At 71.2% G+C, this 26,592-nt stretch carries 22 protein-coding genes; 5 read left to right on the top strand and 17 right to left on the bottom strand.

Going from position 1 to position 26,592, the window contains the following annotated elements:
- The first annotated feature begins 77 nt into the window (after positions 1-77).
- Complete coding sequence (locus tag ACWBNA_RS22610) at positions 78-3,407, top strand: tetratricopeptide repeat protein (protein ID WP_482706272.1); 3,330 nt, start codon at positions 78-80, stop codon at positions 3,405-3,407.
- On the opposite strand, the gene ACWBNA_RS22605 is transcribed toward ACWBNA_RS22610, so the two are convergent.
- From ACWBNA_RS22605 to ACWBNA_RS22580, 6 genes are all read right to left on the bottom strand, one after another.
- Entirely contained in the window at positions 3,365-4,072 is a 708-nt protein-coding gene (locus tag ACWBNA_RS22605; protein ID WP_482706271.1) for a class I SAM-dependent methyltransferase, read from the bottom strand. The genes ACWBNA_RS22610 and ACWBNA_RS22605 overlap by 43 nt on opposite strands.
- Before the next feature lie 118 nt (positions 4,073-4,190).
- On the bottom strand, positions 4,191-5,363 hold the full coding sequence (locus ACWBNA_RS22600) for a damage-control phosphatase ARMT1 family protein (RefSeq protein ID WP_482706270.1): 1,173 nt from the start codon (positions 5,361-5,363) through the stop codon (positions 4,191-4,193).
- Between the two features lie 173 nt (positions 5,364-5,536).
- Entirely contained in the window at positions 5,537-6,184 is a 648-nt protein-coding gene (locus tag ACWBNA_RS22595; protein ID WP_482706269.1) for a ScbR family autoregulator-binding transcription factor, read from the bottom strand.
- A gap of 314 nt (positions 6,185-6,498) precedes the next feature.
- On the bottom strand, positions 6,499-7,407 hold the full coding sequence (locus ACWBNA_RS22590; protein ID WP_482706268.1) for a quinone oxidoreductase family protein: 909 nt from the start codon (positions 7,405-7,407) through the stop codon (positions 6,499-6,501).
- A 13-nt stretch (positions 7,408-7,420) separates the two neighbouring features.
- Positions 7,421-8,185 (bottom strand): SDR family NAD(P)-dependent oxidoreductase, encoded by a 765-nt coding sequence (locus ACWBNA_RS22585; RefSeq protein WP_482706267.1) that lies wholly within the window; start codon positions 8,183-8,185, stop codon positions 7,421-7,423.
- A gap of 245 nt (positions 8,186-8,430) precedes the next feature.
- Positions 8,431-9,108, bottom strand: coding sequence for a ScbR family autoregulator-binding transcription factor (locus ACWBNA_RS22580; protein WP_482706266.1), 678 nt, complete (start codon positions 9,106-9,108; stop codon positions 8,431-8,433).
- Between the two features lie 206 nt (positions 9,109-9,314).
- Between ACWBNA_RS22580 and ACWBNA_RS22575 the strand changes: the two genes are divergently transcribed.
- Positions 9,315-10,241, top strand: a complete 927-nt coding sequence (locus tag ACWBNA_RS22575; RefSeq protein ID WP_482706265.1) for a ScbA/BarX family gamma-butyrolactone biosynthesis protein — start codon at positions 9,315-9,317, stop codon at positions 10,239-10,241.
- A gap of 73 nt (positions 10,242-10,314) precedes the next feature.
- On the opposite strand, the gene ACWBNA_RS22570 is transcribed toward ACWBNA_RS22575, so the two are convergent.
- A complete protein-coding gene (locus ACWBNA_RS22570; RefSeq protein WP_482706264.1) occupies positions 10,315-11,604 on the bottom strand; it encodes a cytochrome P450 family protein in 1,290 nt (429 codons plus the stop codon).
- Between the two features lie 279 nt (positions 11,605-11,883).
- A complete protein-coding gene (locus tag ACWBNA_RS22565) occupies positions 11,884-12,492 on the bottom strand; it encodes a ScbR family autoregulator-binding transcription factor (RefSeq protein WP_482706263.1) in 609 nt (202 codons plus the stop codon).
- A 370-nt stretch (positions 12,493-12,862) separates the two neighbouring features.
- Here ACWBNA_RS22565 and ACWBNA_RS22560 point away from each other — a divergent pair, with 370 nt between their 5' ends.
- Both ACWBNA_RS22560 and ACWBNA_RS22555 read left to right on the top strand, forming a co-directional pair.
- A complete protein-coding gene (locus tag ACWBNA_RS22560; RefSeq protein ID WP_482706262.1) occupies positions 12,863-14,104 on the top strand; it encodes a sulfotransferase family protein in 1,242 nt (413 codons plus the stop codon).
- A gap of 122 nt (positions 14,105-14,226) precedes the next feature.
- Positions 14,227-14,685 (top strand): MarR family winged helix-turn-helix transcriptional regulator, encoded by a 459-nt coding sequence (locus ACWBNA_RS22555; protein WP_482706261.1) that lies wholly within the window; start codon positions 14,227-14,229, stop codon positions 14,683-14,685.
- Positions 14,686-14,776: 91 nt separating this feature from the next.
- Here ACWBNA_RS22555 and ACWBNA_RS22550 read toward each other — a convergent pair whose 3' ends face one another.
- The 7 genes from ACWBNA_RS22550 to ACWBNA_RS22520 all read right to left on the bottom strand — a co-directional run bounded on the left by ACWBNA_RS22550 (position 14,777) and on the right by ACWBNA_RS22520 (position 23,674).
- A complete protein-coding gene (locus ACWBNA_RS22550) occupies positions 14,777-15,676 on the bottom strand; it encodes a 3-hydroxybutyryl-CoA dehydrogenase (protein WP_482706489.1) in 900 nt (299 codons plus the stop codon).
- A 38-nt stretch (positions 15,677-15,714) separates the two neighbouring features.
- A complete protein-coding gene (ccrA, locus tag ACWBNA_RS22545) occupies positions 15,715-17,076 on the bottom strand; it encodes a crotonyl-CoA carboxylase/reductase (protein ID WP_482706260.1) in 1,362 nt (453 codons plus the stop codon).
- A 105-nt stretch (positions 17,077-17,181) separates the two neighbouring features.
- A complete protein-coding gene (locus ACWBNA_RS22540; protein ID WP_482706259.1) occupies positions 17,182-17,934 on the bottom strand; it encodes an SDR family NAD(P)-dependent oxidoreductase in 753 nt (250 codons plus the stop codon).
- A gap of 118 nt (positions 17,935-18,052) precedes the next feature.
- Positions 18,053-19,696 carry an FAD-binding oxidoreductase gene (locus ACWBNA_RS22535; protein ID WP_482706258.1) on the bottom strand — a complete coding sequence of 548 codons (1,644 nt, stop codon included), beginning with the start codon at positions 19,694-19,696 and terminating at the stop codon, positions 18,053-18,055.
- Positions 19,697-19,827: 131 nt separating this feature from the next.
- Positions 19,828-21,045, bottom strand: a complete 1,218-nt coding sequence (locus tag ACWBNA_RS22530) for an MFS transporter (RefSeq protein WP_482706256.1) — start codon at positions 21,043-21,045, stop codon at positions 19,828-19,830.
- 39 nt (positions 21,046-21,084) lie between these two features.
- Positions 21,085-22,317 carry a cytochrome P450 family protein gene (locus ACWBNA_RS22525; protein ID WP_482706254.1) on the bottom strand — a complete coding sequence of 411 codons (1,233 nt, stop codon included), beginning with the start codon at positions 22,315-22,317 and terminating at the stop codon, positions 21,085-21,087.
- Positions 22,318-22,507: 190 nt separating this feature from the next.
- A complete protein-coding gene (locus ACWBNA_RS22520; protein WP_482706253.1) occupies positions 22,508-23,674 on the bottom strand; it encodes an acyltransferase family protein in 1,167 nt (388 codons plus the stop codon).
- A 239-nt stretch (positions 23,675-23,913) separates the two neighbouring features.
- Here ACWBNA_RS22520 and ACWBNA_RS22515 point away from each other — a divergent pair, with 239 nt between their 5' ends.
- A complete protein-coding gene (locus ACWBNA_RS22515; protein WP_482706252.1) occupies positions 23,914-24,822 on the top strand; it encodes an NADP-dependent oxidoreductase in 909 nt (302 codons plus the stop codon).
- Positions 24,823-25,056: 234 nt separating this feature from the next.
- Here ACWBNA_RS22515 and ACWBNA_RS22510 read toward each other — a convergent pair whose 3' ends face one another.
- Both ACWBNA_RS22510 and ACWBNA_RS22505 read right to left on the bottom strand, forming a co-directional pair.
- Positions 25,057-25,845 carry an enoyl-CoA hydratase/isomerase family protein gene (locus tag ACWBNA_RS22510; RefSeq protein WP_482706251.1) on the bottom strand — a complete coding sequence of 263 codons (789 nt, stop codon included), beginning with the start codon at positions 25,843-25,845 and terminating at the stop codon, positions 25,057-25,059.
- On the bottom strand, positions 25,842-26,582 hold the full coding sequence (locus ACWBNA_RS22505; protein WP_482706250.1) for an SDR family NAD(P)-dependent oxidoreductase: 741 nt from the start codon (positions 26,580-26,582) through the stop codon (positions 25,842-25,844). The genes ACWBNA_RS22510 and ACWBNA_RS22505 overlap by 4 nt, the downstream gene beginning before the upstream one ends.
- Positions 26,583-26,592 lie beyond the last annotated feature (10 nt).

Here is a 26,592-nt window from a genome sequence, read left to right as displayed (position 1 = left end):
CACGGGACATGAGACCCTGAAGTCGCGAGAGGGGTTCGGACGTAGCCGTCGAGGTGTGTGCCGACAGGGGGTCCTCGATGTTCGGGGCAGAATTGTTCACCCAGACCGCTGCCGCCGCCGCGGGCACGATGGTCGGGCTGATGACCACGGACGCGTGGCAGGCGGCCCGGCAGAGGATCGCGCGGATCCTGGGGCGCGAGTCCGTGGCGGAGCTGGACCGGGCGCGGGCGGCGCTCGATGCCGCGCCGCCGGGCCGGCAGGAGATCATCCTGCGCGAGCAGCGGGAGCGGTGGGACGCCACGCTGCGCACACTGCTGACCCGGGATCCGGAACTGTCCGGCCGGCTGACCGCGTTCGTGGAGGAGTTCTCCGGCGTGGGCCGGCCGATCGTCATCCATGCCCCGCACGCCCAGTTCGGACTCCCTGCGGCGGCACCCGAGTCGGCCACCCCCGGCGCGCTGACCGTGGCCCCGCCGCTCGGCCGGCTGGACCGCCGCGTGCGCGGGCGTGAGCCACTGCTCGACGCGCTCAAACAGCTGGTGGGCAAGCCGACTTCGGGTGTGCGGGTGCTGCACGGCATGGGCGGTGGCGGCAAGACGACGGTCGCGCTGGAGATCGCCGCGTACGCCTCCGCGCTGGGCGTGGACGTGTGGTGGGTGACCGCGTCCAACCCGGCCGCGCTGAGCGCCGGGATGCGCGAGGTGGTGGCCGCGCTCGGCACGCCCGCCGATCTCATCGACCGGGCCTGGTCGGGGCGTTCCAGCGCCACGGACCTGCTGTGGCGGCGGCTGTGCGACCGGGCCGACCCCTGGCTGCTGGTCGTGGACAACGCCGACGAGCCCGAACACCTCGCACCACAGGGGCGGTTGGCGGAGGGCACCGGCTGGATCCGGCCGGCCGCCGAGCTGCCCGGCCTGGTGCTGATCACCAGCCGGGACGGCAGCCCGGCCACCTGGGGTCCGTGGGCGACCCTGCACCCGGTGGACGCGCTGGACGGCACCGACGCCACTGACGTGCTGTGCGACCTCGCCGGGGAGCGGGCCGGGTCGCGCGAGGACGCCGGACTGCTGGCGCGGCGCCTCGGCGGGCTGCCGCTGGCGCTGCGCATCGCCGGTTCGTACCTCGCGGCGGCGTCCGCGTTCCCGGCCTGGCCGGGCACCAGCGCCGTGCGGACGTACACCGACTACCACGCCGCCCTCGACGAGCGCTTCACCGAACTCCTCGACGAGGACCCGCCCGGCCAGCCCGGTGGCACCAACACCGTGCCGGTCAGCCGTACGTGGGAACTCTCCCTGGACCTGCTGGAGCGGCGCGGCATCTCCCAGGCCCGCCCGCTGATGCGCCTGCTGTGCTGTCTGGGCGACGCGCCCGTGCCCCTGGTCGGGCTGCTGCGCCCGGACCGGCTCGCCCAGTCGGCGCTGCTGCCCGGCGTCACCCCGCAGGAGCTGTACACCGCGCTCACCTCACTCGCCGACTTCGGCCTGATCGAGCTGCACACCCCGCGCGGCGGCGACGAGCACACGCGCAGCCTGCTGCTGCACCCGCTGGTCCGGGACGCCGGCCGCCGCCAGCGGGACCTCGCCGAACACCTCCAGGAGTACGGCGCGGTCGTCGCCGACCTGGTCGTCGCGGCCACCACCGACCTCAGCGAGGACGACCCACGGGACTGGCCGCGCTGGCGGCTGCTGCTCCCGCACTGCGACGCGCCGCTCGCGCTGATCGGCGATCCGTACGAGGCCGGGGACGAGCTGGTCTCCAAGGCGCTGCGCGCGGCGGCGGCCGGGGCGCGGCATCTGTTCCGGCGGGGCTGGCTGGACCGGGCCGAGGCGGTTCTCGACGCCTGCGAGCCGATCGTCCTCGCCTGCGGGCCCCGCGACCCGGACGCGCTCGAAGTACGCTCCGCCGCCGCCCACCTGCTGCAGTTACGCGGTCGGCTGTCCGCCGCCGAGTCCCTGGTCCGTACGGTCCTGGAGGACACCCGCGCCCTCTTCGGCGCCACGGCCGCCGAGACCGCCGACTCCCGATACGCGCTCGCCGAACTGCTCGCCGACCGCGGCCGGCCCGCCGAGGCGGAGGCCGAGTACCGCACGGTGTACACGACCCGGCGGACCCTGCTCGGCGAGCGCGACCCGCAGACCCTCGCGGCCCGCAAGGGCGTGGCCCGCATGGCGCAGCAGCGCGGGCTGCTCGCGGAGGCGGAGGAGGAGTACCGCCTGGTCCTCGACGCCTATCGCGAGGCGCTGGGCGACCGCCATCCCGACACCCTGGCCACCCGGCACGACGTGGCGCAGGTGCTGCACGAGCGGGGCATGTTCCGGCAGGCCGAACAGGAGCTGCGCGAGACGCTGGAGGTGTGCGCGGAGGTCCTCGGTGAGCGCAACCCCGGCACCCTCGCCGTCCGCCACGACCTCGCCGACGTGCTGCGCGACCGCGGTCTGCTGACCGAGGCGGAGCGCCAGTTCCGTACGGTGCTGGAACTGCGCGGCGACTCCTACGGCGAGGACCACCCGGACACGGTCGCCTCCCGGCACGGCCTGGCCACCGTGCTGCGCGACCGGGGCTGGCCGGGCGACGCGGAGACCGAGTTCCGGGAGGTCTTCGAGGTCCGCCGCAGGCTCCTCGGCGACATGCACCCGCACACCCTGGTGGTCCGCCACAACCTGGCCGACCTGCTGATGGAGCGCGGCCAACTGGAGGCGGCGGAAACGGAGTTCCGGGAGGTCTACGAGGCCCGGCGCGAAGTGCTCGGCGAACAGCACCTGCTCACCCTGTCCGTACGGCACGGCGCCGCCCACGTCCTGCACCTGCGCGGGCGCACCGACCGTGCCGAGACCGAGTACCGCACCGTCCTCGCCGACTGCATCGACACCCTCGGCCCCCGCCACCCCGGCACGCTCGCCGTCCGCCACAACCTGGCCGACCTGCTGACGGACCGGGGCCGACTGGAGGCGGCCGAGACGGAGTTCCGGGAGGTGTACGAGGCCCGGCGGACGGTTCTCGGCGAGCAACACCTGCTCACGTTGTCCGTACGGCACGGCGCCGCCCACGTCCTGCACCTGCGCGGGCGCGTCGAGCAGGCGGAGGCGGAGTACCGGACGGTGCTGGCGGACTGCGTGGAGACGCTGGGGCGGCGCCATCCGGGGACGCTGGCGGTCCGGCACAACCTGGCCGACCTGCTGTGCCTGAAGGGCGAACTGACCGCCGCGGAAGCGGAGTTCAGCGAGGTACGGGAGGCGTGCGAGGAGGTGCTGGGCCTGCGGCACCCGCGGACCCTGGCGGCGCGGGAGGCGCTGGGTGTGGTGGCCGGACTGCGGGCCGGGGACCGGGGAACGACGGACGACGGCCTGCCGGCCGCCCCCGGGGCTCACGCGCCCAGCGACCCCGACTCGGCCGCCGCCGGTTCGTAGCCGGGGAAGCGGGCCGGGATCTGCCCGAGGTCCCACAGCGAGAGCGTCTTGTCGTCGTAGAAGTCGTCGGACTCGTCGTCGCCGATCGTCCGGAGCGGTTCGGGCAGTGAGAAGGGGGCGAGCCGCAGGTTGATCGGCCGCCACCAGCCGGTGAGGATGTCCGTGTTGGCCGGGGTGCGGGAGAAGGTCGTGGTGAGCAGGTAGCGCGAGCCGCTCTCCCGGAAGCGGGTGAGCGCCTCCACCACGTGCTGGTAGGAGAAGTGCACGAGGGCGTCCCGGCACAGGATGAGGTCGACACGCGGCACCGGCTGGGCGGTGAAGTCGAGCAGCTGGAAGTCCCGGCCGGGCGCGCGGAAGCGGGCGCGGTTGCTCTCGACGAGTTCCGCGACGACGTCCCCGCCGAGGTAGTCGGCGCCGTGCAGGTCGACGTGCCGCATCCAGTTGAAGTCGCCGCACGGCGCGTCCAGCACCGAGCGCACGCCCAGCTCCCGGACCAGCTCGCTGATCTGGCCCATGACCCGTTTCATGCGCTGCAGTTCGGAGCCGGGCCCCGAGCGGGTCTCGTCGGAACCCCAGCGGTTGGTGCGGTAGATGTCCGTGAACACGTCGTGCAGGTCGGCGTCGTCACGGGCGTCCGTGATGTCGACGTACCGCCGTGCGTCCACGTCGTAGACGGGCTCCCCTGGATTTCTCAGGTACCGCGGGGTCAAGGCCGTCCTCTTTCGCCGCCCGTCGGCGGGATGTATGGCAGCCCACCCGTACAACTCGGCAGCATAACGCTCCTCATGGCCTGACCTGGATCAGCGCATGGGTCCCGCCGGTCCGCCAGCGCTGCCCCTCGGCGGCGACCAGCGCGGCCTCGGTGTCCGCGTCGAGGCCGGTGATCACGTCGGACTTCAGGGTGCGCAGGGCGGCGACGGGGCCGGGGAAGTGGGCCGTGACGTCGGCGAAGGGGGTGGTCGGGGGCCACGTCCGGTCTCCCACCAGGCGGCGGTAGTTGAGGTCGCCCTTCACGACGGTCAGCGCGGCCCCGGTGAGCTCGGCGCGGAGGTCACCGGGCATGTCCGCGTACGGCAGCGGGGCGCAGGAGAAGGGGTGGGCGCGGACCGTGAGGCGGCCGTCGGCCATGGCGGACCACAGCAGGCGTCCGTGCACGGCGGCCTGCCCCGGTGCGGCGGTGAGCCGGCGCAGGGCGTCCACCACGTCGGCGGTCGTGGCGTCGGAGACGTAGTAGGGGTACGGCTTGACGTGCAGGACGGCCCGCTCGACGCGGCCGTGGGCCAGCAGGTGGGCGATGAGCAGCAGGTCGGGGATCAGTTCGCGGCCCGCGTTGTCGGCGATCAGACACAGCGTGCCCTGGCCCGTGAGGAACGACCAGAGGGTCTCGCTGTCGTCGGCGACCAGGCCCGGGGCGGCGGCCCGGGCCTGGGCCGAGGCGTCGGAGAGGCGGAAGCCGAGGTCGGCGCGGTTGCCCCACAGCGAGCCGTGCAGCAGGGCCGTGGCCTGTTCGTCCTCCGGCCGGCCGGTGAGGTCGTCGAGGGCCGCCAGTTCCTCGTCGGTCTCCGCGGAGTGGAGTTCGGCGAGCTTGGAGGGGCGGAAGGGGTCGATGCCCTGCCAGGGGCCGGGGCCGAAGTAGCCGACGGCGTCGAGGAGTCGGCGGTAGAAGTAGCTCTCGGACCACAGCCAGGGCACGTCGAACCAGGAACGGCCGGCGTACCCGTCGATGCCCCAGGTCTTCCAGCGGTCCCGGTCGTGCGCGTCGGCGGTGAGCGTTTCGACGACACCCTCGGCGCAGCTCGCGAGCAGTTCGTCGAGGGCACGGTGCTGCTCGGGACCGTACGGGAACGCCTCACGCACCTGACGGACGATGGCCGGATGCCGCTCGGCGAGCACACTGCGCGGGAAGGAACCGGGGTCGTTGCCGAGGATCACGGGCGACGGCTGGAGATCGGGCATACGCCTCACGCTACCGCGCACCCGGAACGGCCCTGCGGCCCGCGCGCGGGGTGGCCCGCAGCCACCGCACGCCTGATACCTCAAGCGGCCGCACGCCTGATGACCGCACAGCGGCCGCACACCCGCGCCCCACGCCTGCGGCGCGCAGGACGAAGCCCCGCCTTCCCCTCCCGTCAGACCGCCCTGACCTCCCGCTCCAGCTGCGTGACCAGCGTCAGGTAGCGGGCGCGGCGGGGTACCGGGACCAGGCCCCGGATCAGGAGGTGCCACATCTCGGCGAGTCTGCGCGGCTGGCGGGTCACGGGTTCGAGGTGACGGCTGACCACGCGGGTGCCGACGAAGGAGCAGACGAGGGAGTGGGCGGCGGCGTCGACGTCGGTGTCCGGGTGGAGGTCGGACTCCCTGACCGCGCTGAGGAGTTTGCGGGAGGCGATGTCCAGCCACTCGGCGAAGGGGTGCCGCAGCGGGGCGCGCACCTCCACTCCCCCGGTGGCGAGCCGGAGGCCGGCCCGGGGGATCGGGTCCTCGACGGACAGGTGCGCGATGCCGAACGTGAGGCGCATCAGGGCTTCGAGCGAGGAGGAGCTGCGGGCGTCCATCTCGTTCGCCAGCCCGCGCGAGGCATGGGACTGCAGCTCCATGATCGCGTGCGCCAGGTCCTCCTTCGCCGCGAAGTGGAAGTAGAGGGCGCCTTTGGTGACTTGGGCGTGCTCGACGATGTCGCTCAGGCTGGTCGATTCGTAGCCGTGCCGGTCGAACAGGTCGGCTGCGGCCGTGATGATCGTCGCGCGGGTCTGCTCGGCGCGTAACTGCCTCGGCATCGACTGCACACTCCTGGTGGAAAAGAACGGGCTGTGCCGTTTGTTTCTTCCCCCGCCACACAATAACTCACCGCGCCGGACTGCCCCGACCGGTTTTCCGATCGAGGGACGCGCCTCCTTTCCCTCGCCCTTCTACGGCCTCTACCTCCGCCTTCGTCGGGCCAACCCCCCGCGGAAGAGGAGGAGTCGGCCCATTCCTCCCCGGTGTGGCGATGCGGTGACCTTCGTGTGAGCGAAGGGCGGCGGCCCCGGCGGGACGGCTGTCCACCCGAAGTGGGCAACACCCCGCCGGGGTCGCGTCCTGCCGGGCCGGTTCAGCAGCGGAGGATCACTTTCCCGGTGGTGCGGCGGGCCAGCAGGTCCTCGTGGGCCCGGCGCGCCTGGTCCAGCGGGTACTCGGCGCCGGTGACCGGCCGCAACCGCCCCTGCAGGGTGAGGTCGAGCAGTTCCTTGAGGGGACCCGAGACCGCCCCGGGGCGGGCCAGTGTGGGACGCAGCCAGAAGCCGACGACCGAGGCGTTCAGCCGGCCGAGCCGCGCGGGATCGACCGGGGTGAACGCGGTGCGGGAGGCGTTGCCGTACGAGACGAGCCGGCCGAAGTCGGCGAGCGAGCCGAGGGCCTGGTCGAAGAGCGGGCCGCCGGTCGCGTCGAGGATGACGTCGGCGCGCTCCGGCAGGGGGTACTCGGCGATGCCGTCGGCGCCCAGGCCGAGGGCGAGGTCCCGCTTGGCGAGGTCCGATGCCTGCGCCAGCACCCGGCCGGCGCCGAAGTGCCCGGCGAGCTGCACGGCGAGGCTGCCCACGCCTCCCGCGGCGGCGTGCACCACGACCGTCTCACCGGGGGCGAGCCGGGCGGCGGACCTCAGAAGGTGCCATGCGGTCAGCCCCTGCACCGGCAGCGCGAGGGCGTTCGCGGCCGGCAGTTCCTCGGGGATCTCCAGCACGGCGTCGCAGTCCGCGACGACCTGTTGCGCGTAGCCGCCCTTGACCCGCGCCAGCACGCGCCGCCCGTCCTCGGCCCGGCCGACCACCTCGCTGCCCGGGACGAAGGGCAGGTGGTCGGCGGTCAGGTACGAGCCGTCCACCTGGTGGGTGTCCGCGAAGTTGACGCCCGCCGCCTCCACCTCGATGAGCAGCCGGCCCGGGGCGGGACGCGGTACCGGTACCCGGACGTGTTCCAGTACCTCCGGCCCGCCGAAGCGGGCGAACCGTATCGCATACATGTCGGCAGCCATCTCACAGGCCCGATCCGCCGCTGGCGCTGATCCACTGACCGGTGATCCAGCGCGCCTCGTCGGACGCGAGGAAGGCCACGATGTCGGCGATGTCGGCGGGGCGCCCCATGCGGTTGAAGACCGAGGCGGCCGCCAGCGCGGCCGCCGCCTCCGGGTTCTGGCGCAGCATGGCGTTCATGTCGGTCTCGACGAAGCCGGGGGCCACGGTGTTGACCGTGATGTGACGATCGCCGACGTGCTTGGCGAGCGCGAGGGTGAGGACGTCGACGGCCCCCTTCGACATGCAGTACGCGATGGACTCGGGGAAGGCGGTGCGGCTCGCGGCCGACGAGATGTTGATGATCCGGCCGCCGTCACGCATCCGTTCCAGGCCGTACTTGGTGACGAAGAACGGGGCCCTGGTGTTGATCGCGAAGACCTCGTCGAAATGGTCCTCGCTCGCCGCCTCGATGTCCGCGACCGGGCCGATCGCGGCGTTGTTGACGAGGACGTCGAGGCCCGGGCCCACCCCGAGCCGGTCGAGGCCGGCGTCGAACTCCTCGTACAGCGTGCGGGCGGCGTCCTGGTCGCGCAGGTCCGCCCGGACGGGGAAGGCGACTCCGCCGTCCTGGCGTATCAGCTCCACGGTCTCCCGTGCCGCCGCCTCGTCGGCGCCGTAGTGCACCGCGACGATCGCACCCGCGCCGGCCAGCCGCAGGGCGGTGCCCCGCCCGATGCCCCGGCTCGCCCCTGTGACCAGTGCGGTCCGGTTCTTCAACTCACCCATGACTCATCGTTCCCTCCCTGTGGCAGGACGCCCCTCGCGACGGTGAGCGGGAGCGCCCGGCATCCGGCTGTGCGCGTCAGGGGGGCGGACGACGCACTCATTGGCAAGGGCCCTCACCCGCGGTGGGGTGAAGGCCCTGTCGGCACTTCGTTACTTCGGCACTTCGGCACTTCGGTACTCGCGTACGTCCGTACCTCCGTGTGATGCCCGGCGCGATGGAGGCCCCCCTGCCCCGTCGCTCGGCTCTACCGCTGGGAGGCGGCCTCCGCGGCGACTTCCCGGGCCGCCTCGGTGGCGGCCTGGGCGTCGGCGAAGGCGCGCTCGCCGCGTCCCGGCGAGGTGTCCACCTGCCCCAGCAGGCCGGGCACGGCGATGCTCGGCAGCACGAGGTCGTACAGCAGCGAAACCCGCTCCGCGAAGTCCGCCATCTCCGTCGTGGCCTGGGACATCAACTGGATGCCGGTGAACGCGGCGACCATCGTCTCGGCGGTCCGCACCGGATCCACGTGCGGCAGCACCTCGCCCTTCTCCTTGGCGACGGCCAGTCGGTCGGCCGTCAACGCCGCCCACTCCTGCCAGGGCCGGCCGAAGAAGCGCTGCGCGCCCTGGTCGGCCGCGAGCCGGGCGGCACCGCGAAGCAGTGGCTCCCGCGGCAGCCGGTAGGCCAGGATGAGACCCATGTCGACGAACGACTGGATCCTGATCGGCTGTTCCGTGGGCGGCGCGGTCACGGCGTGTTCGAGCACGCCGTGCGCCAGATCCTCCTTGGACGGGAAGTGAAAGTACAGCGCTCCCTTGGTGACCTCGGCACGCTCGAGGATCTCCACGATGGTGGCCGATTCGTAACCCCGCTCGGCGAAGACCTCCGCAGCGGCCTCGAGCACCGCGTTGCGAGTCCGGATCGCGCGTTCCTGTCGTGCCATGCGTGGTCTCCCGCCGATTGCCATGATGCCTGGCAAGCCTTGTTTAAAACCGGTTGGGCCGTATCATACGGCACGCTTGGCGGCCGTCACCAGCCAGGGATCCACGGGAAAACCCTCTGTTTCTCGGGTTCTCATTGAAAAAAGAACCGCGCGCCCCGTATGTTAATCGCCACAGCTCCGCACTGTTCTTGATCCCTGGGGGGGACATGATCGACACAGCGAGCAACGCCCTGGCCGCGCGCCCGGAAAGAGTTCCGGCCGCCCAGTCGCAGTCGGCGGCGATATCACCGTCGTTCGCCCATCGCGCCACCACCGAGGACGTTCTCGTCACGGACTGGAAGCGCCGCGGCGAGACCGCCTTCCACCTCGACATCGACTGGTCGGGACGGCACCGCTTCTTCGCTCCCGCCGACGGAAGCGCGCACCACCACATGCTGATCGCGCAGACCCTGCGCCAGGTGGGCCTCGGCCTCGCCCACGCCGCGCTCGCGGTGTCCCGGTCGAACCACTTCCTGATGAACGACCTGACCTACTCGGCGGACCCGCGTCACCGCACCGACACCACCTCGCCGGTGCGGGGCGAGGCCTACTACACCTGGACGGGCCGCCGCGGTCTCCAGGTACGCATCAGCCTCCAACAGCGCGGGACGGTCTTCGTCACCAGCAGTTCGAGCTTCACCTGGGTACCGGACCCGGTGTACCGCCGGCTGCGCGGAGACCGGCTGACGGCCGGTCCGGGCGAGATGGCCGCCCCCGTCGAGCCCGCCGTCGTCGGCCGCGCCGACGCCCGCGAGGTGACCCTCGCGTCCACCGGCCGGCCGGACTGCTGGGAACTCATCAGCGACACCGGCCACCCGGCCCTGATCGACCACCCGGTGGACCACGTGCCAGGACTCGTCCTTCTGGAAGCGGCGCAGCAGGCCGCCTACGCCTTCACCGGCGGCCGGGGCTTCAATCCCGTCGCCACCGCGATGTACGCCCAGCGGTACGTGGAGTTCGACGCCCCGTGCCGGATCGAGGCACGTGCGGTCCCCGCGTCCTCCGCGGGAGCCCTCGGTGTCGAGGTCACCGGCACCCAGCGGGACGAGGTCGCCTTCCGCTGCCTGCTCCAGGGGTTCGCCCTGCGGGACTGAACCGCGCGGCGCCTGCCCGGCACGCACGCGCCGAACCGGCCGGTCCCGAGCGGACCGGCCGGTTCGGCGTGTCTCAGGCCGGGACGACCGACGCGGTCCGCCGGGTGTCCTGGCTTTCCATGCCCCGCGTGCGTGCCCGCTCGGCCGACGCGCCGGTCAGCACCGGGAGTTCCCGGTGGCCGTTGGAGACCAGCGACGCCACCGGCCGCAGTTCGCCGGACGGTACGGCGAGAGCCAGCCCGGGGAAACGCTCGAACAGGGCGGACAGCGCCACCACGGCTTCCATCCGGGCGAGCGGGGCCCCCAGGCAGTGGTGGACCCCGTGCCCGAAGGCCAGGTGCGAGCGCCTGGTCGGCCGGGTGATGTCGAACCGGTCGGCGTCCGCTCCGTGCGCCCCCGGGTCACGCCCCGCCCCGGCGACCGACAGCACGATCGCCTCGCCCCGGGCGATGACGACGTCCCCCAGGTCGATGTCCTCGACCGCGTAACGCAGCAGCAGATTGGCCGCGGCCGGCTCCCAGCGCAGGGTTTCCTCGACCACGTCCTCCCAGCTCGCCTCGCCGGCCCGGACGAGTTCCAGCTGGTCGGGGTGGGTGAGCAGGGCGTGCACGGCGTGGTCGATCAGGTTGACCGTCGTCTCGTAGCCCGCCGAGAGCAGGTGGACCAGCGTGTCCAGCAGTTCCTGGTCGTCGAGGGCCGAGGCGTCACCCCGGGCCCGGCTCTCGAGCTGGGCCCGGACGAGACCGCTGGTGAGGTCGTCCCCCGGCTGTTCGCGCTTGGCGACGACGAGTTCCTGAAGGATGCGGTACAACTCGGCCGCCCATCGGCGTATCTCGGCGCTCTCGGCGGACGTGTCGAAGAGACAGTCGAAGATGGTGCACAGCTCGTCGTGACGCTCTCTGGGTACCCCGAACAGTTCGCAGATGACCCGCGCGGGCAGCGGGACCGCGAACCGGGCGCGCAGGTCGACGGGGACATCGTCCGGCAACTCCTCGACGGCGTCGAGCAGTTCCGCCGTGATGCGCCGCACCACCGGGTCGAGCGCCTTGGTGCGGTGTGCGGTGAACGCCCGCGACACCTGCTTGCGCAGCCTGGTGTGTTCGGCGCCGTACGCGGTGAACATGCTGCGGATCGACACCCACATGGCGAGCGACCAGTCCGCCGGGACCTGCCCGTTGGTCCAGGCGGGCCAGTGCCGGACGGCGTCCTTGGACACGTACGGCGCGGCGAGCAGCCGCGTGATCACCTCCGGGTCGGCGACGGCCCAGGCCGGGACCCCGCCGGGCAGTTCGATCCGGACCGCCGGACCACCCGCCCTGATGCGCGCGGCCTCGCCGTGGAGGTCGCTGCCGCCGGGATCCATTCTCAGAGGGCATTTCTGGCTGTTCGACATGTCTCGCCTCTCCCGTGAACAATGCCTGCAAGATGCGGTGCCGCTCTGAACCGGTCAGGCGGAGGTCTTCGCCGAAGGAGCGGGGGGCGCTCGAACGTCGGCGGTACCTGGCCGAAGGGGCACGCCGGGCCGGGACGACACCGGTTCGGCCCGGACAGTGTGCCATCCGCGGGACCGAAGGCGATCACGTTTTCCGTGACACTGTGATGAACTCTCGTCACCACCGGCACCCGGACGTTCCGCGCCGCCCTACTCGGTGTGCAGGTCGGCGCCGAGCGGCTCCGGGGCGGCCAGCCGGGGCCCCAGCAGGACCCAGAGACCTGCGAAGGTCGACTGGGAGAGCCACTCCCGGTCCTCCCTGCCCAGCAGGCCGAAGCCGGTCGTCGCCGCCACGATGGTGGTCACGGCGTCACGCGGGACGATCCCCGGATCCAACGACCCGTCCTTCACCGCTTCGTCGATACAGCGCTGCACGCACTCCTGCCACTCGCGTCTGACACCGAGCGGCGAGGTCCAGGCGAAGTCGCAGCTCAGCTGGAAGCCGGCCCGGAACACGATGCTCCCGCGCAACAGGCGCGACACCCCGTGCGAGACCTCGGTCAGCACCTCGAGCGCCGGCTTCGGACCGCGGTACGCCTCTCGCACCGCGTCTCGCAGAGCCTCTCCCGCGGCCTCCTCCACCGCCGCTGCCAGCGCGGCCTTGTTGTCGAAGTGGAAGTGCAGCGCCCCGCTGCTCACGCCGGCCTGCCTGCTGATCTCGCTCAGTGTCGCCTGGGCGTAACCACGGCGCTCGAACGCGACGGCGGCCGAGCGGATGAGATCGCGGCGGGTCTGGAACGCCCTCTCCTGTTTCGTCAACGGACGGCTCCCTGCTGAACTCTCCCTGCCCATCACAACCCACTCGAAGCCCGGAGAAAAACCGACCGAGCGGTGTTGTCTGAGCCGAATGTCTTAGTTACTCCAGGATTGCCTGAAGGCATCCCTGACGGGTCCGACGGCTACGGACGCGGGCAGTGTATGGGCCCTCAATAAAAAAACCAACCGGTCCTTCTGTACTCCCGTACATTGGGCCGGACTTGTGCAGTTTTGGGCTGTTCTCTCCTGTCGATCTCATCAGATTCTCCCCCGCTTGACAAACCGCACACACGGTTTTTATTCTCGCGGTACTCGAAGGTGTCAACTAGTCGTGAACGTCTCAAGCAGCGCTGAACACCAGGGGTGGCGAGTAATGCAGCGTCCTTCCAACATCTCCGCGGCCGCGCCCGGTGCACGGCAGGCGGTCCCCTCCCGAGGGGGAAGTGCGCACGTCCACACCTTCCTCACCGACGCCTCCACCGCCATCGATCCGCAGGACCTCCTGCGTTCCTCGACCGAGCAGGCCCGCGCCCAGAACCTTCCGGCGCCCGGATTCCTGCCCGAGCTCGACCGCTTGGCCGAAGCGGTGAACACCGAGGCCCGGTTGACCCCGAAGGGCGCGGCCCTGGTCCGCGACCGGATCGTCACGGCCCTCTCCGTGCAGTTCCGTCTCAGGGCACTGGTCCGTGACGTTCCCGAGGTGGCGACCGCCGCCGTGCCCGCCCCCGTCTTCATGGCGGGCCTGCCCGGCAGTGGTGCCTCGCTGCTCCAGAACCTGCTCGTGGAGCATCCGGACGTGGACTCACCCGCCCTGTGGGAGCTGCTGGACCCCTCGACTCCGGCCGAGGGCCCCCGCGACCGCAGGGCCCTGATCGGGCAGGCCCGGGAGCACGTGCGGGCGGCCACGGCCGGGGCGGGGAACCGGCCCCTGGGCCTGTTCCGCGAGGCGACCCGCCCGGGCGGCTGCCACCGGCTCCTGAGCAACGCGTTCCAGAGCCCGGTGATCGGGATGCATCTGCGGATCCCGGCATACGGGAGGTGGCTGCAGACTCGGGACCTCACGGCCGCGTACGCCTTCCACCGGCAGCAGTTGCAGGCGATCACCTTGCGCATACCGGTCGCGTCGCTCGTCCTCAGAGACCCCTTCCACGCCGCCTACGTGGACGACCTGCTCCGCGTCTACCCCGACGCGCGCGTGATCCGCGTGCACCGCGATCCGGCGGCCGTGGTGACGGTCACCGCCGGGCTCGCCGCCGAACTGCGGCGCCACACGTCCTACCGGGTGAACCCGGGGGAAGTGGGGGGCGAATGGGCCGACCACATCGAACAGCACCTGGCGCGGGCCGGGGAAGCCGTCGGGTCGCTCGCACCGGACCGCCTGCTCGACATCCGGCATGCCGAACTGGTGTCGGATCCCGCCGCGGTGGCCCGACGAGCACTCCGGTTCATCGGCGTGGAACCGGCACCCTCGGTCATGGAGCACATCGACCTACTGGCCCGGGCCGGCGCCGCCGCGCAAGCGGGCATCCGTCCATTCCGGCCGGCCGACCTCGGGCTCTCGGTCCCCGCGTTGCGCGACCGCTTCGCCGCGTACAGCGACTGGTACGCCAGGTGATCACCGACTGGTCGCGATCCCGCCGTCTCCCCAACGCGTCATGCTGTGCTGCTTGTCAATGCTTGCAGGAGCATTAACATTGGAGGTGCACGGGGGCCAGGACGACAGGTGTGGAGATCGGTATGGCTACCGCTCGCGGGCGACGGGACAACGAGGTCGAGCTCTGGCGCCAGATGGTCGTGCTCACCAGCCGGGTCAGTAACACACTGGACAAGCGGCTCCAGCGCGGTCATGGCGTCAGCGTCGCCGAGTACACCGCCCTGACCGTCATGCGCGACCACGAGAAGACCGGTGGTGTGCGCATGCAGGACCTGGCGGACTCGGTCGGTCTGAGCCAGTCCACGGTGAGCCGGCTCGTCGCACGGCTGGAGAGCGCGGAACTCGCCCACCGGGTCATCGGCGAGGAGGACAGGCGCGTGATGTACGCGCACATCAGCGACCAGGGCCGCACCGTGATCGCCGAAGCCGCCGCGACCTTCCAGAAGGAGCTCACCACCGCGCTCGACGTGGCCTCGTTCGACGAGCAGACGGCGCCGCTCGTGGCGCGACTGCGCCACGATCCCACGACGGTCGGCGGCTGACCGCCGTCCCGGAGCGGGCAGAACGCGACGGCCGTGCGCACCGCGCGCACGGCCGTCGCGTCGTTTCCGTTCCCCCGGTCCGGGCCGCGCCTCAGGAGTACGTGTAGAAGCCCTGGCCCGACTTCTTGCCGAACAGCCCGCACTCCACCATGCGCAGCAACAGCGGCGGCGGGGCGTACAGGGACTCCTTGGTCTCCTCGTACATCGCCTGGGCGATGGAGGCCGTGGTGTCCAGACCGATGAGGTCGGCGAGCTTGAGCGGCCCCATGGGGTGGGCACATCCCAATTGCATTCCGCGGTCGATGACCTCAGGGGTGGCGAGGCCGCTGTCGACCATGCGGATCGCGGAGATCAGGTAGGGGAACAGCAGGGCGTTCACCAGGAAACCGGCGCGGTCGGGAGCGCTGATCACCGTCTTGCCCAGGGCGCCCTCGACGAAGTTCGCGGCCCGGGCGCTGGTTTCGGGCTCGGTCAGTACCGACTCGACGAGTTCGACCAGCGGCAGCACCGGGACGGGATTGAAGAAGTGGAGTCCGACGACCTTGCCCGGCCGTTCGGTCGCCCGCGCGAGCCGCGCCACCGACAGGGACGAGGTGTTGGTCGCGATGATCGCGTCCGGCGAGGTCAGGACCTTGTCGAGGGCGCCGAACACCTCCAGTTTGGCCGGTTCGTCCTCCCGTATCGACTCGATCACCAGTCGGCAGGGCGCGAGTTCACCGACGTCGGTGGTGAAGGAGATCAGTGCCGAGGCCGCGGCCCGCTCCTCCTCGGTGAGCCGGCCCCTGGCGACCCCGCGGTCCAGGGACGCCCGGATCCTCGCCTCGCCCCTGCGGCGGGAGTCGTCCGAACCGACCAGCACCGTGGTCTCGCGTCCCGCCCTGGCACACAGTTCGACGATGCCGGCTCCCATCGTCCCGCAGCCGACCACTCCCACCCTGTCGATCCAGCCCGGATCGTACGGCCCATGGCTCGCGTCGACAGCGGACACCAGTTCCACCACGTCGGTTCCCCCTCTTTCTCGTATCCGGTTCAACCGACCGGCGCCACGACGGGCGCCTGGTCGTGGTCGGCCAGCGGGCTGAGCCGGCGCTCGCCGATGCGGGCGCGCAGCTCCGGGTCCGAAATGCCGAGCCCCGGCTCGGGAGCCAGGCACAGCACGCCGACCTTGCCGGTGTGCCGGTTGGTCTGCACCTGTCGGGCGGCTTCGGCGGTCTCGGCGAGCGGGTGCACGGCGGAGAGGATGGGCGAGAGCATGCCCAGCCGGAAGAGCCGGTTGCACTCCCACTGCTCCTGCAGGTTGGCCGCGTGACTGCCGATGATGCGCTTGAGGTTCATCCACAGGTAGCGGTTGTCGAAGTGGTGGTCGTACCCAGTGCTCGAACCGCAGGTGACCACCGTTCCGCCGCGGCGCACCACGAAGACGGAGATGCCGAACGTGGCCCGGCCGATGAAGTCGAAGACGACGTGCGGGTCTTCGCCAAGCCGTTCCCGGATGGCTCGGCCCAGTCGTCTGCCGAGCTCGATGGTGCGCTCGGGGCTCGGCGCCGCGTCACCGTCCAAGCCGATCTCCGTGCGGTCGATGACGATGTCGCATCCCAGCCGCCTCAGGAGCTCGGCCTTGGCCGGCGAGCTGACGACGCCGACGGGAATGCCTCCGGCGTTCTTCACCAACTGGACGGCGAAGCCGCCGAGTCCCCCCGTCGCACCCCAGATCAGCACGATGTCGCCCTGCTTGATGCGGGCACCGCGGTCGCTGACCAGCATCCGGTAGGAGGTGGCCGCGGTGAGCATGAGGCTCGCCGACTCCTCCCACGTCAGATGCGCCGGCTTGGGCAGCAGCTGGCTGGCGCGCACGACGGTGTAGTGCGCCAGACCCCCGAAGTTGGTCTCGTATCCCCAGATCCGCTGCTCGCTGCCCATCATGCCGTCGGCGTGTGTCGCCGGCTCCTGGTCGTCGACCTGGACGCAGCTGACGACGACCCGGTCGCCGGTCTTCCAGCGGCGGACGGCGCCTCCGACCCGGACCACGACGCCGGCCGCGTCGGAGCCGAGGACGTGATGGGGCTGGTCGTGCCGCGCGTCCCAGCCTCCTTGCCGCGCCAGGCGGTTGAGGAAGGAGAAGGTGGGCACCGGTTCGAAGGTCGCGGACCAGACGGTGTTGTAGTTGATGGAGCTCGCCATCACGGCGACCAGTACCTCGTCCGGCGCGATGTCCGGCAGCGGGACCCGGTCCACATGCAGCGACTTGCGGACGTCCTTGTCGGCGACGTCCCGGAACATGCCCACGTCCTCGGCACGGGTGTGGACCGCCAGATAGTCGCTCGGCAGCCGCTCACGCTCCAACTGTGCGGGCAAGGCACCGTTCAGGACGGCGTCCGCCAGAGAATCCATGTCAATCCTTCAACATCGACGCGGAAAGCCGCGCGGGCGGCAGGCCGGGGGATTCACCTGCCGCCCGCGAGGCGAGGGGGGTTGCTGCGGTGGCGCAGCGTGCGGTCAGGAGACCAGGCCGCCGGCGGCCGCGATGTACTGGCCCGAGACGTAGCGGGCGTCGTCGCTCGCGAGGAAGGCGACGATGTCGGCGATGTCCTCCGGCTCGCCGATGCGGCCGAGCGGCATCATCTGGGCGAAGGCGTCGAACTGGTCCGCGATCGGGGCCGTCTGGTCGGTCCGGATCAGGCCCGGCAGGACGGAGTTGACGGTGATGCCGCGACCGCCGACCTCACGGGCGAGGGCCAGACCGAGCTGCTCGACAGCGGCCTTGGTCGCCGTGTAGACGCCGGTGCCCGGGAACGTCATGTGGGTGTAGCCGGTCGAGATGTTGACGATCCGGCCGCCGTCGCTGACCTTGGCCGCGGCCTGGCGCAGCGAGTAGAACGTGCCCTTGAGGTTGACGTCCACGGCGCGCTCGAAGGTCTCGTCGTCCACGTCGGCGATGTTGCCGTTGCCGGCGATGCCGGCGTTGTTCACGACGATGTCCAGCGAACCGAAGGCGTTCAGAACCTCCTTGTAGAGGTTCTCGATGTCCGTCTTGCTGCCGAAGTCGGCCTGCACGGCGACGGCCTTGCCGCCCCCGGCGACGATCGCGTCGACGACCTCCTGCGCGGCGGCGGCGTTGCTCTGGTAGGTGACGGCCACATCGGCGCCGTCCGCCGCCAGGCGCAGGGCGACCGCACGGCCGATGCCCCGGGACGACGCGGTGACCAGGGCCTTCTTGCCCTGCAGACGCTTGACGTTCTGGGTGGTCATGAGGATTTACCTTTCGGTTGTTTCACAGGGGGTTACTTGCTGTCCTGCGCCGGGAACGCCTCGGCGTCCGCCACGAGCGCAGGCAACCTTGTGGGGGTGGGGCCGGCGACGGCCGGCCCTAGGCCGGCAGCTCGATCGAGAGGGCGTGCCGGAAGACGTTCTTCGGGTCCCACCTGGCCTTGGCCTGCTGCAGGGCGGGGTAGTTGCCCTTGAAGTAGAGCTGCTGCCACGGTGTCCCCGACGGGTTCCAGGCCGGGTCCTTGACGTCGACGTCGGCGTAGTTGATGAACATCCCGTCGGTCACGCCGTTCAGGCCGGGCACCCCGCCGGTCTCGCTGTAGAGGTCGCGGAAGAACTCACGCACCCAGGTCAGGTGCTTGGAGTCGTCCGCGGGGTCGGTCCACAGCACGGCGGTCTGCACCTTCAGGATCGAGTCACGCTGCGGCACGGCGGTCGCCGCCGCCGCCACCTGGTTGACGCGGCCGCCGTAGGCGGAGATCAGCATCAGGGCGGCCGGGTACTCGTAGTCGGTGCGCGTCAGGTGCTTGTACATCGCGTCGATCTGCGCGTCGGTGAAGTTCTTGCGCTGGTAGGCGGGCTTGCCCTTGAACCGGAAGAGCGGGTCGGGGCCGGTGAATCCGGACCACTGGGTGGCGTGCAGCCAGGGCACCTTGCGGCGGTCGGCCACCTGGGCGGTGACACCGGTGCCCTCGCCGACGTAGGCGACGAAGGCGTCGAGCATCTGCTCGGCGTTGGGCGCGGACGCCTCCACCTGCGCGGTCAGCGAGATCGTGCCGGCCGCCCGGTGGCTGGGCTTGAGCTCGCTGAACAGGGCCAGTTCGGGCACGCCCGGCGCACTGTGGTCCAGGTGCCACTGGGCGTAGTTCTTCATCAGGCGGCTGAAACCGGCCTTGGTGAGCCCGGTCCAGGGCCAGTTGACGGTGGCGATCCACACCTCGGAGGGAGCCTTCGGCAGCAGCTGCGCGGGGTCCGAACCGGTGGCGTCCGGCGAGCGCATCCAGTACCGCGTCACCACGCCGAAGTTGCCGCCCCCGCCGCCGGTGTGCGCCCACCACAGATCGCGGTTGGCGTCGCCGGCCTCGCGGGTCGCGACCACCGCCTTGGCGGTGCCGGCCTTGTCCACCACGACGACCTCCACCGCGTACAGGTGGTCGCTGATCAGGCCGTGCTTGCGGGACAGGGCGCCGTACCCGCCGCCGGGTATGTGGCCGCCGACGCCGACCGTGGGGCAGGCGCCGCCCGGGACCGTGACGCCCCAGCCCTTGAAGAGCCGCTCGTAGACCTGGCCCAGCTTGGCGCCGGCCTCGATGACGAAGGCCTTGCGGGTGCTGTCGTACCCGACCTGGTTCATCGGGGAGATGTCGATGACGGACTTGACGGCGGGATTGGCCACGAAGTCCTCGTAGCAGTGGCCGCCGCTGCGCACCGCGATCCGCTTGCCGGCGGTCACCGCCGCCTGCACCGCGGCGACCACCTGGCTGGTCGAACCGACCACGGTGATGGTGTCCGGGCTGCCTGTGAAGCGCTGGTTCGTGCCTCGGCTGAGGTCCGCGTAACGGCTGTCGGTGGGGCTCACCGTGGCCGGGCCGAACGTGCCGACCGCGTCCGCTCCATCCGCCGCGGCCGCCGCGGCCGTCGAGGGGTCGAGCAGATTGATACCGACGCCGCCGCCCACCGCTGCGATGCCGGCTCCTGCCGCCGAGCGGGAGATGAACCTTCTGCGTGTCACCGTGCTGGTCACTTCTGATCCTTACGTCTTCTGGCGGTCACGACGGTGTTCCACCGATGGATGTACGGAAGTGGGGGGCGTGGGGGGCTTGGAAGGCCGCACGCCATGTCGTGACGACAGGCGGAAGACCTCAAGATCTGGGGTCAGGCGAGACGTTCGGGCTCGGTCGCCCGGACGGTCACTGCTACGGGGGCCGCCTTCGGCGCCGCGGCCGACCGGCGTTCGGCACGCCATTCGGCCCAGGCGATGGCGCAGCCGAGCGCGGTGAGCACCGCACCGGCCAGCAGCACGCTCCGCAGCCCGAACCCGCTGTCGATCACCCGGCCGCCGAACCAGGCCCCGAAGGCGATGGCGGTCTGCACCGAGGCGATGCTCATCGAGACGGCGAGCGTGGGGGCACGGCCGGAGACGGAGTTGAGGACGCGGGCCCCGAGGCCCGGGTTGAGTGCGAAGAACGCGGTACTGAAGGCGATCACCGCGACCACGGCGGCCGCCTGGTGCGCGGCGGCACCGGCGAAGGCCACCAGTACCACCGTGAGAACTCCGAGCAGTGCGGTCAGTGATCCCATCAGCGCCCGGTCGGCCAGTCTGCCGCCCAGGACACCGCCCGCGAGCGAACCGAGCCCGAAGACGAACAGCAGCACGGTCACCTGCTGTGGGGTGAATCCGCCGACGTCCTCCAGGAGCGGGGTCAGGAACGTGAAGGCGGTGAATCCGCCGGCCATGCCCACGACCGTCAGCAGGAGCGCCACCTGGACCCTCCGGTCCCGCAGCACCGTGAGTTCGGCCGCAGCTCCCCCGCCCCCGCCGCCTGCCGCGGTGGCGGGGACCAGCACGACCGAGGCCGCCAGGGCTGTCAGGCTCAGGAGCGTCACGCCCCAGAACGTCGCCCGCCAGCCCCACTGCTGCGCCAGGACGAGTCCCAGCGGCACGCCGGCTATGGTCGCGAGGTTGACGCCGATGATGATGCGGGCCACCGCGGAGCCGGACTTCTCCGGCCCGGCGATCTCGGCCGCGGTGATCAGGGCGAGGGCGAACAGCGTGCAGTGGCCGAGCGCGGACACCACCCGGGCGGTCATCAGGACGCCGTATCCGGGAGCCAGTGCGGCCGCGAGGTTCCCCGCCACGAACAGGGCGAGCAGGCCCACGAGCAGGGGCTTGCGGGGCAGCCTGCTGGTCGCCAGGGTGACGAACGGACCGCCGACGACGATGGTCAGCGCGTACGCGGAGACCAGCAGCCCGGCCTGGGACAGCGACACGTCCAGGTCCCGGCCGAGCTGCGGGAGCAGCCCGGCGATGACGGACTCGGCCGTGCCCAGACTGAACACGCTCAGGATCAGGGCGAAAAGGGGTGCCTGCATGGCATCGACTCCGGAGGGGCGGCTGCGGCCGGGCCGCGGTCAGCTCAGGTGGACGGGAAGTTCGTACAGGCCGCGGATGAGCAGCCCTTCGCGCCAGCGCAGCTGGTCGGCGGGGGCGGCGAGCCGGATGCCGGGGAAGCGTCGCACCAGGCTGCCCACCGCGATCTGGCCCTCCATCCGGGCCAGGGGGGCGCCGAGGCAGTAGTGCATGCCGTGGCCGAACACGAGGTGACCTGCGGCGTCACGGCGCGTGATGTCGAAGGTGTCGGGGTTCTCGAACCGCTCCGGGTCCCGGCCGGCCGAGCCCAGGGAGACCAGGACGGGGGCTCCCTTGGGTACCCGTACGCCGTCGAAGTCCAGCTCCTCGACCGCGAACCGCCAGGTGGCGACCTCCACCGACCCTTCGTAGCGGAGGAACTCCTCCACCGCGCCGGTGATGAGTGACGGGTCGTTCTGCAGCAGCGCCATCTGGGCGGGGTGCTGCATCAGGGCGAGCATGCCGTTCCCGATGAGGTGGACGGTGGTCTCGTGGCCCCCGATCAGCATGAGGAAGGCCATGGCGGTGAGTTCCGCGTGGGACAGGCGCTGGCCCTCGTCCCTGGCCTCGATCAGGGCGCTGATCAGGTCGTCGCCCGGGTGGCCGGCCTTGTACTCGACCAACTTGGCGAGGTACTCGCCGAGTTGGCCGGCCGCCAGGGCCACCTTGGCGTGGCCCTCCTCGTCGGCGACCAGTGTCGAGAGCGCCGTCGACCAGGAGTGGATGTCCTCCACGTCGTCGAGGGGGACGCCGAGCAGCTCGCAGATCACCGTGACGGGCACCTTGAAGGCGAACCGGTCGAGCAGGTCCACCGGGCCCGCGGCTGCCGCGAGTTCGTCGAGCAGGCCGTCGGTGATCTCCTGGATGCGTCCGCGCAGAGCTTCGATGCGGCGTGGGGTGAAGCCCTTGTGCACCAGGCGGCGCAGCCGGGTGTGATCCGGCGGGTCGACGTTCAAGAGATGACGTACGAGGGAGGCGTCCTCGCCGTCGGTCGGCTGGGCCACGGTGGCCCGCCAACGGTCGCCGACCTGGTTGGGGTCCTTGCTCAGACGAGGGTCGGCCAGCGCGCTCCTCGCGTCGGCGTACCGGGTGACCAGCCAGAACTCCCCGCCGTCCGGCAGGCACATGTGGCTGACCGGAGCTTGGCGCCGCAGTCGCGCGTACAGCGCGTAAGGGTTCGCCTCGCCTCCGAAACTGATGGCTTCCGGCCCTGCGGCCTGTGCCGTGGTGGTCATCGCGCCCTCCCCTGGCTCACTTCGATGACGTCAGTAAAAAACAGTCTCTGCGGTTTGTCAATCCGGATACAAGGAGCGAGGTTGCTGCCTTCTTGGGGCGCAATAGCACTCAAATCCGGCACTATTCGGTCCGTTGTCGCACTGAACCCCTCGGAGGCCCCCGGGAAACAGAACCGATAGGACGGTTTCTTTATCCGGCGGGGACGCGGTCCGGTCTGGCGACCTCCGGGGTCGCCGGCGCCACGCGGTCCGCTCGGGGCTTGCTCCAGCGCCGCATGGCGGGGCGTTCGACCAAGGCGTACAGGGCCCAGGCGGCCAGCACGCTCAGCATCAGGCCGGCCAGCATCAGAAGCAGGCCGGCCGGCGTGCTCCAGCCCTGCGCGTGCCCCAACTGCGCCCGGCACCAGATCAGCACGATGGCGTGCACCAGGTAGAAGGCGTACGAGATCTCGCCCAGCCAGATCGCGAACCGGCCGCGCAGACCGGTGCGCCGGCCCTCGACATCGGCCACCGCGGCGGCGGGCACCAGCAGGGCGATCGGAATGATCGTCGCGGCGTTCAGCCCGTACACGTACGGCAGTTGGCTCGCGAGGGCGTAGCCGGCGAGGAAGAGGAGCGCGGCCGGGAGCACGCCCACCCGGATCCATTTGCCGTTCATCACGATCCGCGCCAGCAGGATGCCGAGGAAGAAGTCCAGCGCGCGCACCGGCGGCAGGGCGTACACGAACCAGAACTGGTAGAGCCCCAGCGGCTGTCCGTCGGGCATGGCCGGACCGCTGGTCAGCACGGTCTGCGCGAACACGGCGGCTCCGATGACCGCGGCGACGACACCCACGGCCCAGCCCCACAGCGCCTTCACCGGGATCTTGTTGGCCCAGCGCAGCAGCAGCGGGAACGAGAGGTAGAACAGCGCCTCGCAGGCCAGCGACCAGCTCGGCGGGTTCACGCTGAACAGGACGTCGTACACGGGGAACCAGGACTGCACCATCAGCAGGTTGGGGATCGCCTGGTGCAGCTGGGTGGACGTGGCGACGAGCAGCAGTGCGGCCACGAAGGTGACCACGTGGTTGGGGTAGAGCTTGACCGCCCTGCGGCGCAGGTAGCGGCCGAAGGTGTCCTTCTTCCGGGCCGACCAGGTGAGCACGAAGCCGCTGAGGAGGAAGAAGAAGGAGACGCCGACGTGCCCGGCGGTGATGAACAGGTCGTGGTAGAGGGACACCACGTCCCGGTCGGCGAAGACGTTGACCCAGATCCCGTGGTGCAGGAAGACGAGAGCTGCGGCGATGAAGCGCATCCCGGTCAGCGTGGGCAGCCGTGAACTGCCCGGCGCGAGGGGTGAGTCGATCGATCTGGACATGGCGTACTGCCTCCTGCGTCGAAGAAGGGGCGGAGGGCTCGGGGCCCGCGCGACTCAACATAGCCCTATATTCAATGCAGTCGCAAGCATCTAAAGGGGGGATGCCTACCCGGCGGCGCGCCTTGGCGCCTCTTTGAGCTGCCGACTCACGGAAACCTCATCCAAGTAATATGCTTTCGGCTGCAAGAAAGATCGCAGTATTCGGCGAAGAACTCGACCACCCTGAAGGGCAGTTCCGCATGCGCGCACTGATCCTGCCGGAGTACGGCGGCCCCGAGCTGCTGACCGTCTCCGAGCTCCCCACACCCACCCCGAAGCCCGGCCAGATCCTGGTCCGTACCGCCGCGTCGGCCGTCAACCCCGTTGATCTGCTGGTGCGTTCCGGCGCCATGGCCGACTCCATCGCCCACCCCTTCCCCCTCGTGCTCGGCTGGGACCTCGCCGGAACGGTCGAGTCGGTCGGCGAGGGCGTGGAGCGCTTCTCCCCCGGTGACCGGGTGGTAGCCATGTCGGCCCAGTACGCGACGGGCATAGGCACCCACTCCGAGTACGTCGCTCTGGACGCCTCGATCGCGGCCCCGGCGCCGCGCACCGTGGACCTGGTGCAGGCCGCCGCCCTGCCGCTGGGCGGACTGACGGCCTACCAGGCGCTGGAGAAGATTGCTCCGCGACCGGGCGAGCGACTACTGGTCAGCGGGGCCGTCGGAGCCGTCGGCGGGTTCGCCGTCCAGCTGGCCGCCGCCCGCGGGGTCGAGGTCATCGCCCTGGCCCGTCCCCAGGACGCCGACCTGGCGAAGGAGTTGGGGGCTGCCACGGTTCTGTCGGCCGATGAACCCCTCCCGGCGGGGGTGGCCGACGCCCTGCTGGAGACCGCGGGCATCGCGCCGCGGGTGATCGGCGCGGTACGGGACGGCGGAAGGGCCGGCTCCATCTACGCGCCCGAACCGCCCAAGGCGGAACGCGGCATCACCGTGCTGCAGACCTTCGTCGAGCAGGACGGCGACCAGCTGGCCGTGCTGTCCCACCTGGTCGACGACGGGGTGATCACCCTGCGGGTGGCCGAGGTCGGCGACCTGTCCTACGGGCCCGAGGCCCATCGCCGGCTTGGTGCGGGCGGCACCCGCGGCAAGCTCCTGCTCACACCGTGACGCCGAGGGCGTGATCACGGCCGCGGCCCCGGAGAGCTCTCCGGGGCCGCGGCCGTGATCACGCCCTCGGCGTCACGGTGTGAGCAGGAGCTTGCCGCGGGTGCCGCCCGCACCAAGCCGGCGATGGGCCTCGGGCCCGTAGGACAGGTCGCCGACCTCGGCCACCCGCAGGGTGATCACCCCGTCNCCCCGGAGAGCTCGCGGGGGCCGCGGCCGTCGCGCCGGTGTTCTCGTTCACCGGCCCGCGAAGACCGCCTTGCCGGGACCCTTCTCGACGAAGGTGCGCATGCCCGACAACTGGTCCTGCGTGCCGAACAGTCCTTCGAACAGGGTGCGTTCGAGCGCGAGACCGGACCGCAGGTCGGTCGCCGTCCCCAGGTCGACGGCCTGCTTGACGGCCCGCAGGGCGAGCGAGGGCCCCCCGACGAACTGACGGGCCCACGCGAGGGCCTGGCCGAGCACCTGGTCGCGGTCGACCACCTGGTCGGCGAGCCCGATCCGCAGTGCCTCCTCGGCGCTCAGCGCACGCCCGGTGAACATGATCTCCTTGGCCCTGGCCGTGCCGACCAGCCGGGCCAGCCGCTGGGTGCCGCCCGCGCCCGGGATCACGCCCAGCTTGATCTCGGGGAGCCCGATGCGTGCCTGGGGCGCGAGGATACGATGGTCGGCCGTGAGCGCCAGCTCGCAGCCGCCGCCCAGGGCGAATCCGGTGACCGCGGCCACCACCGGCTTGGGGATGTCGGCCACCGCCGTGAACGCCTCCTGGAGCCGGCGCGCCCACAGGACCATGTCGACCGGTTCCAGGCCGGCCATCTCTCGGATGTCCGCCCCGGCGGAGAACCGGTCCGGTCCGCCGTAGAGGACGACCGCCGACACGTCCGTACGGTCCGCCGCCTCCTCCGCGGCCCCGCGCAGCTCGGACTGGGCCCGGTGGTCGAGGGCGTTGACCGGTTCCCGGGACAGTTCGATGGTTCCGACGCCGTCGGCGACGACGAGCCGGACCCTGGATTCCGAGGCCTTCACGCCCACAGCAGACCTCCGTTGACTTCCAGCACATGGCCGTTGACGTACGAGCTGTCGTCGCTCGCCAGGAACACCGCGCCCAGTGCCGCCTCGTCGAGCGTCCCGGCGCGGCCGAGGGAGAACCGGCCGCTGTAGGCCTCCCACACCTTCTTGTTCTGGGAGAGCTCGCGGCCCATACCGTCCTCCAGGACGCCCGGCGCCAGGCAGTTGACCTGGACTCCCTTGCGCCCCAGCTCGATCGCCGCGACCTTGGTGAGGGTCTCGATGGCCGCCTTGGTCGCGGAGTAGCCCGCCGCGCCGATGGCCACCCGGCTGGCCATGCTGGAGGAGACCGTGATGATCCGGCCGCCCCCCTGGGCCGTCATCCGGCGCGCCGCGCTCTGCAGGCTGTAGAAGGCGCCGTTGAGGTTGGTGTCCATCATGGACCGCCAGTCCGCGGCGGAGAGCCGGTCGACCTTGCCGTCCCGGTTCACCCCGGCGTTCGCCACCAGGACGTCGATCCGGCCGTAGGCGGCGACCGCCGCCTCCATGAGCCCCTCCACACCGGCCGGGCTGGTGACGTCCGTCTCGTGATAGAGCACCCGGTCCGGCAACTGGTCGATCAACTGCTGTATGTCGTACGGGTTCCGGGCACCGAGCACCACGGTGGCGCCCTCGTCGAGGAAGCGCTCGGCGATCGCCCTGCCCAGTCCGCGGGTGCCGCCCGTGATCACGGCCACCTTGTCCTTCAGACGCATCGGGTCTCCT

The organism is Streptomyces sp. Q2, assembly GCF_056820935.1.
Note: the sequence above shows the minus strand (reverse complement) of the source record. Positions and strands in the feature narration are given on the sequence as shown.

Coding starts and splice junctions, on each gene's coding strand:
- ACWBNA_RS22610 (WP_482706272.1), top strand. CDS start 78: ATGTTCGGGGCAGAATTGTTCACCCAGACCGCTGCCGCCGCCGCGGGC.
- ACWBNA_RS22600 (WP_482706270.1), bottom strand. CDS start 5,363: ATGCCCGATCTCCAGCCGTCGCCCGTGATCCTCGGCAACGACCCCGGT.
- ACWBNA_RS22595 (WP_482706269.1), bottom strand. CDS start 6,184: ATGCCGAGGCAGTTACGCGCCGAGCAGACCCGCGCGACGATCATCACG.
- ACWBNA_RS22590 (WP_482706268.1), bottom strand. CDS start 7,407: ATGTATGCGATACGGTTCGCCCGCTTCGGCGGGCCGGAGGTACTGGAA.
- ACWBNA_RS22585 (WP_482706267.1), bottom strand. CDS start 8,185: ATGGGTGAGTTGAAGAACCGGACCGCACTGGTCACAGGGGCGAGCCGG.
- ACWBNA_RS22580 (WP_482706266.1), bottom strand. CDS start 9,108: ATGGCACGACAGGAACGCGCGATCCGGACTCGCAACGCGGTGCTCGAG.
- ACWBNA_RS22575 (WP_482706265.1), top strand. CDS start 9,315: ATGATCGACACAGCGAGCAACGCCCTGGCCGCGCGCCCGGAAAGAGTT.
- ACWBNA_RS22570 (WP_482706264.1), bottom strand. CDS start 11,604: ATGGATCCCGGCGGCAGCGACCTCCACGGCGAGGCCGCGCGCATCAGG.
- ACWBNA_RS22560 (WP_482706262.1), top strand. CDS start 12,863: ATGCAGCGTCCTTCCAACATCTCCGCGGCCGCGCCCGGTGCACGGCAG.
- ACWBNA_RS22555 (WP_482706261.1), top strand. CDS start 14,227: ATGGCTACCGCTCGCGGGCGACGGGACAACGAGGTCGAGCTCTGGCGC.
- ccrA (WP_482706260.1), bottom strand. CDS start 17,076: ATGGATTCTCTGGCGGACGCCGTCCTGAACGGTGCCTTGCCCGCACAG.
- ACWBNA_RS22540 (WP_482706259.1), bottom strand. CDS start 17,934: ATGACCACCCAGAACGTCAAGCGTCTGCAGGGCAAGAAGGCCCTGGTC.
- ACWBNA_RS22530 (WP_482706256.1), bottom strand. CDS start 21,045: ATGCAGGCACCCCTTTTCGCCCTGATCCTGAGCGTGTTCAGTCTGGGC.
- ACWBNA_RS22525 (WP_482706254.1), bottom strand. CDS start 22,317: ATGACCACCACGGCACAGGCCGCAGGGCCGGAAGCCATCAGTTTCGGA.
- ACWBNA_RS22520 (WP_482706253.1), bottom strand. CDS start 23,674: ATGTCCAGATCGATCGACTCACCCCTCGCGCCGGGCAGTTCACGGCTG.
- ACWBNA_RS22515 (WP_482706252.1), top strand. CDS start 23,914: ATGCGCGCACTGATCCTGCCGGAGTACGGCGGCCCCGAGCTGCTGACC.
- ACWBNA_RS22505 (WP_482706250.1), bottom strand. CDS start 26,582: ATGCGTCTGAAGGACAAGGTGGCCGTGATCACGGGCGGCACCCGCGGA.